The sequence below is a fragment of the Companilactobacillus suantsaicola genome, from assembly GCF_004745525.1.
GTDB lineage: Bacteria > Bacillota > Bacilli > Lactobacillales > Lactobacillaceae > Companilactobacillus > Companilactobacillus suantsaicola.
Map to the genome: position 1 here is coordinate 1 of NZ_RKLY01000048.1, position 11,119 is coordinate 11,119.

The 11,119-nt window shown below is 39.2% G+C and carries 8 protein-coding genes; 1 reads left to right on the forward strand and 7 read right to left on the reverse strand.

What is annotated here, in order from left to right; all coding sequences use genetic code 11:
• Window positions 1-254: 254 nt before the first annotated feature.
• From EGT49_RS11995 to EGT49_RS12010, 4 genes are all read right to left on the reverse strand, one after another.
• The gene (locus tag EGT49_RS11995) at window positions 255-950 is read right to left on the reverse strand and encodes a zinc metallopeptidase (RefSeq protein ID WP_135374610.1); all 696 of its coding nucleotides are present in this window, start codon (window positions 948-950) and stop codon (window positions 255-257) included.
• 6 nt (window positions 951-956) lie between these two features.
• The gene (locus EGT49_RS12000) at window positions 957-1,409 is read right to left on the reverse strand and encodes a hypothetical protein (RefSeq protein WP_135374611.1); all 453 of its coding nucleotides are present in this window, start codon (window positions 1,407-1,409) and stop codon (window positions 957-959) included.
• A 248-nt stretch (window positions 1,410-1,657) separates the two neighbouring features.
• On the reverse strand, window positions 1,658-4,417 hold the full coding sequence (locus EGT49_RS12005) for a YhgE/Pip family protein (RefSeq protein ID WP_179949634.1): 2,760 nt from the start codon (window positions 4,415-4,417) through the stop codon (window positions 1,658-1,660).
• A 40-nt stretch (window positions 4,418-4,457) separates the two neighbouring features.
• Entirely contained in the window at window positions 4,458-5,213 is a 756-nt protein-coding gene (locus EGT49_RS12010; protein WP_135374613.1) for an alpha/beta hydrolase, read from the reverse strand.
• 62 nt (window positions 5,214-5,275) lie between these two features.
• Between EGT49_RS12010 and EGT49_RS12015 the strand changes: the two genes are divergently transcribed.
• Complete coding sequence (locus tag EGT49_RS12015) at window positions 5,276-5,965, forward strand: ribonuclease H family protein (RefSeq protein ID WP_135374614.1); 690 nt, start codon at window positions 5,276-5,278, stop codon at window positions 5,963-5,965.
• A 386-nt stretch (window positions 5,966-6,351) separates the two neighbouring features.
• Here EGT49_RS12015 and EGT49_RS12020 read toward each other — a convergent pair whose 3' ends face one another.
• From EGT49_RS12020 to EGT49_RS12030, 3 genes are all read right to left on the reverse strand, one after another.
• Complete coding sequence (locus EGT49_RS12020) at window positions 6,352-6,900, reverse strand: hypothetical protein (protein WP_135374615.1); 549 nt, start codon at window positions 6,898-6,900, stop codon at window positions 6,352-6,354.
• 445 nt (window positions 6,901-7,345) lie between these two features.
• Window positions 7,346-7,804, reverse strand: coding sequence for an ASCH domain-containing protein (locus EGT49_RS12025; RefSeq protein ID WP_135374616.1), 459 nt, complete (start codon window positions 7,802-7,804; stop codon window positions 7,346-7,348).
• Window positions 7,805-7,822: 18 nt separating this feature from the next.
• Window positions 7,823-10,471, reverse strand: coding sequence for an HAD-IC family P-type ATPase (locus tag EGT49_RS12030; RefSeq protein WP_425456281.1), 2,649 nt, complete (start codon window positions 10,469-10,471; stop codon window positions 7,823-7,825).
• Window positions 10,472-11,119 lie beyond the last annotated feature (648 nt).

Sequence of the window (11,119 nt, forward strand, 5' to 3'; positions counted from 1 at the left end):
GCCACAGGAGGCATTCTCCTTGGCTTGCGGCTACTAATAATCTGGCACTCCAATCCTGATAGATCTTAAGTTTTTTTTATTTTTTCGGAGTGGCTAACTTGTTCTTGCAATTTGCGAAGGGATTAGAAGAATTATAAATTGAAATATTTTTTTGTTTTAAAGCAAATAGGTTCTGGTAATCGTGTGTTGATTACCAGAACCTATTTTTCTTAATATTTAAATGATCCTATTGTGTTTTGATCTTGCATTAGTGATTAATTCCGATTGTCGCCGAAAATCATTATTAAACGTAATAGTTGTAAGGCGGTTGAAATAACGGCTGCGACGTAGGTTAATGCTGCGGCTAGTAAGACTTGTTTTACCATTGGAACTTCGTCGTTGTTTAATACGTTACCGGAACTTAAAATTTTAATGGCACGTCCTGAGGCGTTGAATTCTACTGGTAGAGTTACTACTTGGAATAAAACGACTAGGGCAAAAAGCCAAATACCGATTTGAATCAAGGTTTGGTTCGCTCCCAAGATGACACCTAATAAAATTAAAGGAATTGAGAAGTTGGAACCAAGATTGACTGCTGGTACTAAAGCCGCACGAGCTCTCATTGGTACATAACCGGTTTGATCTTGAATTGCATGTCCGCATTCGTGAGCAGCAACACCGATTGCCGCAACGGAAGTGGAATCAAAAGTTGATTCTGACAAATTTAAAGTTTTGTTAGTGGGATTGTAATTATCGGTTAAATTACCACTAGTTCTTAGAATTTGTACATCTTGTAAGCCAGCGTTGTCGAGAATAAAACGGGCAGCTTGGGCACCACTGGTACCACTTTGACTTGTTACTTGATCATACTTTTTGAAATTATGATTTACATACCACGAAGCCCATAAACTAATAACAAGACCAATTATTACTAGAAAATAGCTAGGACCAAAGAAACCATATCCATACATATATTGTTAACTCCTCTTTAATGTTTTCTTATTAAAGATAGTATAACCATTATTTGTGAATTTTTCTTGAATTATGTGATCGAGTTCGTTAATTTCTATTTCTTTTAGGTCGAGTTGATCTTTTAAAAGAACTAGTAGTCTTTGGGCAATCTCATCTTTTTGAGCATCAGTTAAATCTTTGAAAGTTACCATTAAAGCAGCGGTTTGCTTTGTGAAATCAGGGTCGGATAGACTGACTGAAGCACAAATCTTATCGGTGTTTTTTTGTTGGATAAACCAGTAAACACCAGTATTTTGCATTGTGACTTTAGCGGTATTCGAAATGTATTCAGTTGTTGGATCGATATCTTCATTGAGAAATTCACTGATAGTTTTTAGGTTTAGACGACTTGGAAAATCCCAGATGAAGTTTTCGGTTACTAATGGACGGTATGATTTTAGTTTTGGCGTTTTTTTCATCTTCTTTTCTTTGACGCTTTTTTGGTTTTGGTTCTGTTGCTTTTGTTCCGTTTCTTTATAGTGGTTTTTCTTTTGGGGATTGGTTTGGTTCTATTTGGAATAACCATGGTTTTATGCAATATAGCTAAAACGCGTTCCAGCCAACAGGAGTCAACATATAGCTACGCTTCCCAAATTGCCCGCAAAGTGCGGCGGGCAATTCGTGAAGCTAGGCTATCGGCTGACTCCTAACCGTTGGCTTCCACGCTCTACTCGATAATCATGCTCTTCTTAGCGCTCTTATGCAATTTATGCATAAATGGTTTCAATGGTTCTGTACAGAACAATCCTAATAGATAGAAGCCGATTCCAAAGGCTAACAATACTATGATATCTATTGTGGCGTTTGGCCAGTATATTCCTCCGACGGCTTCTCTGATTAGATTTACCGCGTATGTAAATGGTAGATATGGATTGATTACTCTGAAGAATCCGTCTGATAGGACTACTGGGAAGTTTCCTCCGGCTCCGGAGATGGAGAGGACTAGGATGATGATTCCTAATCCTTTTCCGACGGTTCCAAACATTTGGACTAGTGAATACAAAATTGAGATGAAGACGAAACTTACTAACATACAGAAGACGATCAACCAAATTTTCTCTTTGGTATAGGCATGCAAGATGAAGAGGTTACCTAAGGCAGCGGCGATGGCTTGTAATTGGTTCAAGAAACCGAAGGTTAAGTAACGGCCGTTAAATCTTTGCTTGTATGTGTAGAGGAATTTTTGTTTTTCGTCTAGCTTGAAGTGAACGGTGAAGACACTTGATAGTAACAAGGCTCCGACCCAAATACAGAGGGCCAAGTAGAATGGTGCACTGGCAGAACCGTAATTTGGCACGTCGTAGAGGTCTTTTTCCTTCAAGTTAACTGGATTAGAGAAGAAATCTGATTCCTTGTTGGCGTCGTTTTTCATCAACTTGATAATGGCGCTTAAGTCGATATCCTTTTTACCCTTGCGCAATAGTGTTGCCGAGTGATGAAGGTCCTTCTTCAATTGTGGCCAGTCTTTTTCGGCGAACTCGTTGGCAGTTGATAGAGCTTGTTCTAGTTCAGGAGTCTTGGAGTTGACCAAGTTCAAAGTGGTCGTCAATTCGTTTTCGATTGATGGCAATTGATATTGAACAAAGAAGGTTGCTTTAGCCAATTTGTTTTTCAAAGTAGGGTAGTCGTCGTTGTAGAAGTCGTTCAATAGACCGATTCCAGTGACGATGTTACCCATATTGCCGTTTAATAATTGGTTAGCGTCGTGGATCTCGTTACCAACAGCTGGCAATTGTTTTTGGTACTTCTGTAGATATGATAGAGCTGTTTCGAGAATTCCTTGGGTATTATTTAATAAACCAGGAATAGAAGGGATAATGTCAGTGTTGAATTCACCCAATGTTGAACTGAGTTCCTTCAAGAATGAGTTAATATCCGTAACTACACTAGAAACGTTATCAAGAATGTTGAGATTCTTAACGGCTGCGATTCCCTCAGCAACTTGGTTAGCGTGATTTTGTAAATCAGTTAGTTTGCTCTGCAACTGTGTTGTATCAAGGCTGTCAAAGTTTGCGACGATGTCGTCAGCTTTGGTAGCGAGTGTTTCGTTTAGAGCAGCTAAGTCGTTTAAGTGTTGAATTGGGCGGTCGAATAGGGTGATCTTGTCGTGTCCCAATTGTTCAGCCAAGCGGTTGAAGAAGTTTTGCAAATCAGTCAATGAAGAGGCAACTTGTCGAGAAATCTTAGCTAGGTGAGTTGCGTCGGTGCTGATATTCTGAATAACTGTCTTGAGTTGAGCTTTCAACTGCTGATTAGTTGGATCTTCTTTGATCTTGTCGATTAAAGTGTTGATATTTTCAGCGGAAGTTGCAATCTGTTTACCAAGGTTATAGACCATTGATAGACCAGTATCGATAGTCGATTTGATGACTGGCAAAGCTTGTTGAATCTTTGGTACGAGTTCGTTGGAAACTTTGTCAGTCGCGTTCTTAGCGTCAGTACCGAGTTGTTGAATATCGGGCATGACATTTTGAACCTTTTGAATCACTTGAATACCATTTTCAACTTGAGTGATGCTAGTGCCCATCAAATCACTGATTTTACTAAAGTCGGAATCCACTTCATTGATTTGACTGCCGGCATTTTGAATTTCCGGTATCTTATTTTTCAACTGCGTTGCAGCCGTTCCACCAGCATCGGCTAATGGTAAGTAATTGTTGATGTTAACGATTTTTTGCGCATCTTCGTTTAACAATGGAAGATAACCGTACATATTATTAACTTCATTTAATTTATTATTTAGTTTTGGAACCATCGTATTGGCTTTTTGAACTTTATCCATGATATTTTGCAATTCAGGGATATTATCGTCAGTCGACAAGAGTAAGGTCTCAAAACGTCTTAGCATTGGGAGATTGTCCTTTAAGTCGACACCAGACTTATTTAAAGCCTGAGTGATGGTTTTACTGATCGTCCCCACGAATTCTGAGGAGATAGTGTTTTGCAGCGTCGTCGCCCCGGTTTCGGTCAATTTCGGGGCAATCGCATTGATTTTCTGGTTGACCGAGAAGACTAAATTGGGCTTCTTAATTGTCCCAGAAAGAAAACTGATGATATCTTTTGAAAAAGTCTTAGGGATGTAAATTCCAGCATAATAGGAACCATCTTTGACACCTTGGTCGAGTTGTTTCTTTGAATCGACGAAAGTCCAACCTAATTTTTTGTTTTTCTTTAAGTTATCGATCAATTGGTCACCAATCTCAATCTTTTGACCCTCAACTTTGACTGGTGTATCGGCAGAATAAACTGCCACTTTTAGACCGCTAGTGTTAGAATATGGATCCCATAAGGCCCAAACGTTAAACCAACAATACAAACACGGCAAAATGACCAAGGCCAGCATCAATAAAGTCGCCGGCTTGGATTTTAATGTCCTCTTTAAATCTAATTTAAATAGTTCCCAAGCTTTGATAGAAATCCCCTCCAAATCTCTGTTAAAACTTCTAGAATAATATAATTATATAACGTTATGGCAGTGGGTTATAATAAATAAATCCATTGACCATTTTTAAAATCTCAGAATCGTCGTGAAGCATTGAGTGTTCTGCGTTTGACCCCTTAATGAGATATTCGTTATATTCTTTAACTTTTGGTTTCAGAATATACGAAATTGACTTGGCAGATGTAACGGAGATGTATTTATCACTATTTGAGTGATCACCAACATTTCCATAAATGTTCAAAACCCGAAGATCATCGGATATACTATTTTTATTCATAAAAATTCTAAAGTACGTCGGACTCATGAATGCAGGTCGACCATTTGGCTTGATCCGGTTGATGTTGGGAAGATCTCCGAGACCGAGAATGCCATTGAATGGACCTGCGATGAGTACTAATTTTTTTAATCTTGGCATGTAAGGACGCATTTTTTCCTTCAAGTTAACTAAAACTAATGCGACGGCGCCAAGTGAGTGACCAATCGCATCGTAAGTCGTGAAATTATGTTGCAGGCGTAAGTCAAATAAGAGCTTGACTAACCAATACGCCATTTGGTTACTGCCAACCCATTTGTTTTTGAAAACTACTTGCACAATGGGATGTTCGTCCAAAGTCCAAGTTCCCTCGTATGTGATCTTCCCCCGCCAATCGATACTGGCCTTGAGGAATTGATCTTGATTTTTACCATTACTTTTCAAAGCCGATTCGATCATTTTCTGAGTCGTATAATCCCCACCACGAAAACCGTGGATGTAAAGAATCGGCCACTGCCAATTTTCCATAAATTCACCCCAACAAGATATTATTATATAATTATTATTGAGAAAAATTAACCAAATGAGGTATGACATTGCAAAAATATTATGCAGTACGAAACGGAAGAAAGCCAGGAATCTATCTGACATGGCCAGAGTGCCAAAAACAAGTCAACGGATTTACCGGAGCTCGCTATAAAAGTTTTACTAGTAAAGCTGATGCTCAAGCCTTTTTAAGCGGCAGTGATTCCTTTCAAAAGAAAACGACCGCAACTAAAAATAAAAAGGTAAATATATCCGATTTTGACGTAGTTATTTATACAGACGGCGGTTCAAGAAATCATGGTAATGTCAAAGGTGGACATGTTTTAGATGATGATAAAGCCGCTTGGGCCTATCATATCAACAATCACGGCCAAACCTTTGAGGGAACAGGTGGCGAGTTAGGAGCAACTAATAACCGCATGGAGATATTGGCCCTAATTCAGAGTATTAAACGATTAAATGAACTTAAAATCAACCAACAAAATGCGATATTTGTCTTAGATTCTCAGTATGTCCTCAATACTATCACTAAAAATTGGCTCAATGGCTGGAAGCGTCGGGGGTTCAAAAAAGCCGATGGGACAGTACCTAAGAATGTTGAATTGTGGAAAGAGTTGGATCAACTTTTGTCAACTGTACCTAAGAAAACTTTCGAGTGGACTAAAGGACATGCAACAAACATCGGCAACAATCGAGTGGATGCTTTATTGAATGAGACTATGGATAAGATGTAGGGACTAGGAACCAAACTTCTTTTTGAGGAATGGTGGTGGATGTCGTCTTCCGCAACAGCTCTGGGAAACGCTGGAACGCGGTGGGGCGACTTGGAGCCAATTTCAAACCCGGAAATTGTCTTCAAGCTCACCCTTCTTGTAAGCGATAAATCGCCAACAAGAATTTCACGGCTGAGCATTTCCCAGAGCTGATACTCCAGACTAGATTTCAGATTTTTGCGGTTATTTCTGTGATTTCTGAAATTGGTGAACATTTTCTATTGGAAATGGAATCTTTTATAGTCTAGGTACGTTATAATTTTCTAAATTAAATTGAAAAAAAGGATATCGCTAAATCTGCAATTTTATTGTGATTTAGTAATATCCTTTTTTATTGATGTAATTGGTTATCTTTCAACATAGTCAGTTACTCTAGTATCCTTTACCCATTCTGTAGTGGCAACTCTGTAATATTTGTGACCATTATAATATCTATATTCGTCTGTTAACCATCTTGTATTATTGGCCAATCCTCTATTCGTAATCAAAGATGTATGCAAATCAGAATCTTGCCCACTGAAAGCAACAATATGTGTATAGCTTCCAGGATTGTTAACTGTGACGATTCCTTTGATTGGAACAATTGCAGTTGAATTACTATTCATGTTTGTGGAACTACTGTCGGAATTAGATACACCATTATTTTCATTTTTATCTGCTGCATTACTTGATGAATTACTATTCGGCACATAAGGTGAATTATTACCTGGAAAATGTGTAAATTGTTTTGCAAAATTGTCATGTGCTTTTTTTGAGCCTTCCTCCAAAATAGCCCAAATATAGTCATCATTCGAGTTAGCATGTACAGTTGTAAGGCTAGAAACAGCTGGTACAGCAATGGCACTCATAACAAGTGTTGAAAATAATAATTTTTTGATTATTCTTGTATTCTTCATAATATTTATCCCCCCAGAAAAATATATACAAATCTATTATAGAATGTTTTATTTGAATAAATAATATAAATTTTTTTAAATCTCTAACTTAAAAACTGTTATCTCACGTGGAGTGACACAAATTACAAATATAACCCCAAAAAGGTCAGAACATCGGTTAATTCCAAGAGAACGACTATTTCTAAAAAAATGGAATATAAATACTCCATAGATCCGTTATTCAGCACCGGAGCAACAAAGCTGATGGGCTCAGATGTGAAATTATTCTTAGCAATTTATTGCTTAGAATAAGGTCGAGCTTGAAGACAATTTCCGGTTTTGAAATTGGCTCCAAGTCGGCCCACATCGTTCCAGCCCAATCAGCTTTGTTGCGGAGGAGCGGCATACTACCACCACCAAAACAAACAAAAAAACCGATTAATATTATTTAACCGGTTTTTTAAAATTAGCGATAAACAACTTCGTAGACTTCACAAACACAAGGTAAAGTTTCGTTGAATTCGTGGTTTTCTTCTTGATACTCTCTCTTGAAGAAATCCCAGTGAACTTTGCGCCACTCTTCTAAGGTTCTGGAACCTTCACCTTCGTGATAAGCGTGCTCGGCGGAAACTTGTAAGAAGGGCACTGTTTCTACTACGACTGTTTTGGTGACACAGACTGGTTGGTGGTGACCATCTAAAATGATCCCATACTCACCAAATTTTGGTAAGGGGTCTGTTTCGTCTTGTTTGTAGAGGTCGTATGCGGAAGTTGTGGCGGTTTTTATGCCGTCGTAGACTAATTTTGCTAATTGATCTTGTTGTTGAAGGTCATCTTCGGCACCTAATGAAAATGCTTCGTATTCATCAGTTGTGACTTCGGGATGACTCTGTTTGAACTGTTGCCAGTATGTTGTGATATCCATAATTTTTGGCTTTCTTGATTAATTTTGACGTAAGAGATGGATTCTGATGTATTTTCCTAGTTCGGTCACAATCAAGACGATAATTCCGGCAATGATTGGGATTCCCCAGCCGTAGGCGAAATTGATGTTAGTTGTGTGGAAAATATCTTGCATGAATGGTAAGTAGATGATTCCCATTTGAAGAAGAATCAAGATACCAATGATGTAGAAGGCCATCTTGTTTTGGAAGAAGTACTTGGAGATAACTGGATAATTATTTCTGAGGTTAAATAGATAGAAAATTTTACCAAAGATAATAATATTTAAGGCCATCGTACTTCCGAGAACTTCGGGCATACCTTTGCTTGTTAACATGTCGAAGGCCCAAATTCCTAATCCGGAAATTAAGAAGGAAACGTAGACTATCTCGAAGGTATCGAGTTTGGTTAGAAGTCCAGCTTTAACATTTCTAGGTCCACGAGCCATGATTCCAGCTTCTGGTGGTTCGAAGATGAAGGCAAATTGGATCGTCAAGGCGGAAACCATGTTGATCCAAAGTAGTTGTGCGGGATAAAGTGGCAAGTCTTGACCAATTAAAATACTGATCACAACGATCAAGCCTTCCGCAAAACTAGTTGGTAATAGGAAACGAATTGTCTTTCTGATGTTATCGAAGACGTGTCGACCTTCACGAACGGCCACAACGATATCGGCAAAGTCGTCATCGGCTAAGACCATATTGGCAGATTCTTTAGCAACTTCGGTACCTTTGATACCCATGGCTACACCAATATCGGCTTGTTTTAAGGCAGGGGCATCATTGACACCATCACCAGTCATGGAAACGACGTGGCCATTAGCTTGTTGAGCACGCACGATTCGCAATTTATTAGCTGGAGTAGTACGGGCAAAAACGTTATAGTCGTCGATTTTGTCTTTTAGTTCATCATCGGACATGGCGTCAATTTCAGGTCCGGTGATGGCACTGATGACTGAATCGAGATCGAGCTTTTTAGCAATGGCTGAGGCTGTATCGGGATGGTCACCAGTGATCATCTTAACTTTAACGCCGGCCATTCTTAGTTCGTGGATTGAAGCACGGGCTTCCTCACGAGGTGGATCGATGATACCAACCATACCAACGAGAGTTAAATCGTTGATGTCGTTAGTGTCGATCATTTCAACTGAGTCGTCGACAACTTTATAAGCTAAAGCAACGACACGTAAACCGTCAGCTGAAAGGTCTTTGATAGTTTGATTCCAATAATTTTCATTAGTTGAATCTTTACTTAAATTAATGATTGTGGCTGGAGAACCTTTGACCATCAAGACACGTTGGTTGTTGAAGTTAGCCAAACGAGCCGAATATCTAAAGGCCGAATCAAATGGTAGTGAATCAATTTCGTCAACTTCAGGGTCAACACCAGTCATCTTACGATAAAGCGTTGTTAAGGCACCATCAGTTGGTTCACCGTTTAATTCCCAGCGATTGTTTTCAAAATGCAGTTGTGCGTCAGTTGTTTGACCAGCAATATTGACTAGCCAACTCATGTTGGAATCTTTTTTCCAGTCGTAAGCCTGATTGTCTAATTTCAGACTACCTTCAAAATCGACTCCACCGTCCGCATCGTAGCCGACCCCAGTTACATCGAAAGTGTGATCGGGAGTAACGACTTTTTTGACGGTCATTTCGTTTTTAGTTAAAGTACCAGTTTTATCAGTATTAACGATATCAACCGCACCCAAAGTTTCAACGGCTGGCAAGGACTTGACGATAACGTTTCGCTTAGTCATTTTACGTGTTCCCATGGCGAGAACAACGGAAGTACTAGCGGGCAAGCCTTCGGGCATGGAACCTACGACCATAGTAATCACGGAGATCAATAGAGTTGGTAGGCTATATGTATCTAGGAAATAACCGATGATAAATAGTAAAACCGCAGCGATGACAATTGCCACTGACAAGCCAAATCCTAACGAGTTCAAATTCTGCATCAATGGAGTTGGTTTTTCTTTAACAGTTTCCACCGAAGTTTGAATTTGACCAATTTCGGTATCACCAGCAGTTGCGACTACGATACCTAAACCGGAACCACTAGTTACGGCAGTTGAGGCGTAGACCATATTCTGTCTTTCAGCTAGCGGTAATTCTGATTGAGTGATTGGTTCCTCAATTTTTTCCACTGGATTAGTTTCCCCAGTTAAAACGGATTCCTGAACTCCTAAATTATCGGCTGAAATCAAACGCATATCGGCGGGGACGGAATCTCCTGCTTCAAGGTTGACTAAGTCACCAACGACTAATTGCCGTGAATCAAGTTCTAGCTTTTCTCCACCACGGAAGACGAAGTTTTTAGAAACCAATAGCTCACGGATTTTTTCCAAAGCATTACCAGCTTGGCGTTCCTGAATATAGCCGATAATAGCGTTGGCGATGATGACTAGTCCGATAACAATTGAGTCGGAATATCTCCTCATAAAGAAAGTCATGATGGCAGCGGCGGCCAAAATATAAATGATGCTGTTATTGAATTGTTTGATGAATTGGACAAATTTAGAAGTTTTCTTCGTTTCCAGTTCATTCAAACCATGTTCTTTCAGTCTTTGTTGACTTTGTTCCTCACTCAAGCCATCCTCAGCATCAGTTTGATATAGCTTGATTAATTCATCCTCAGTTAATTCCCACATTTGTTTTGAATCGTGTATCGGGACATGATCCGAGTCGGAATTTTCGGACGAAGTTGATCCATAGACATTTTCGTCTTGCATTCAGTGTGTTCCTCCTAATAATTTAACTTTTGGTATCTTTTTAAAAAATTAAAAAGATATTAATATGATTATAATAGGTAGAGGTATGAAAAGACAACACCTCTTGTGAAGATTTTTATGCTTTCCTAACAATTTTTAGTGGTGTGGTTCTTTTGTTTGTGTGGTGGGTAGATGCCGTCTTCCGCAACAGCTCGGGGAAACGCTGGAACGCTGTCGGCGCGACTTGAAGCCTTTTTCAAGACCGGAAAAAGTCTCCAAGCTCGGCCTTCTAGTAAGCGATAAATCGCTAACTAGAATTTGACGGCTGAGCATTTCCCCGAGCTGTTGCTCCAGACTGGATTTCAGATCTATACGGTTACTTCTGTGAATTCTGAAGTGGATACAATTCTATTCTGGTTGGGTAATAATAGTTAGGATGCGTTATATCTTTCGTTCTATTTGTTTTATGGTAAGCAGTAAATAACCGACCGTATTCTCTCGGTCCACAATAAGCGATATGATTACCTCATCAAAATAAATGGTGAGGTATTTTTAATGGACGAAAAGCCGGATATTGTAAAAGTTCAA

Bases quoted from the DNA above. Each gene is read 5' to 3' on its own strand.
- EGT49_RS12010 (WP_135374613.1), bottom strand. From the start codon at position 5,213: ATGGAAAATTGGCAGTGGCCGATTCTTTACATCCACGGTTTTCGTGGT.
- EGT49_RS12030 (WP_425456281.1), bottom strand. From the start codon at position 10,471: ATGTGGGAATTAACTGAGGATGAATTAATCAAGCTATATCAAACTGAT.
- EGT49_RS11995 (WP_135374610.1), bottom strand. From the start codon at position 950: ATGTATGGATATGGTTTCTTTGGTCCTAGCTATTTTCTAGTAATAATT.
- EGT49_RS12015 (WP_135374614.1), top strand. From the start codon at position 5,276: ATGACATTGCAAAAATATTATGCAGTACGAAACGGAAGAAAGCCAGGA.
- EGT49_RS12000 (WP_135374611.1), bottom strand. From the start codon at position 1,409: ATGAAAAAAACGCCAAAACTAAAATCATACCGTCCATTAGTAACCGAA.
- EGT49_RS12020 (WP_135374615.1), bottom strand. From the start codon at position 6,900: ATGAAGAATACAAGAATAATCAAAAAATTATTATTTTCAACACTTGTT.
- EGT49_RS12025 (WP_135374616.1), bottom strand. From the start codon at position 7,804: ATGGATATCACAACATACTGGCAACAGTTCAAACAGAGTCATCCCGAA.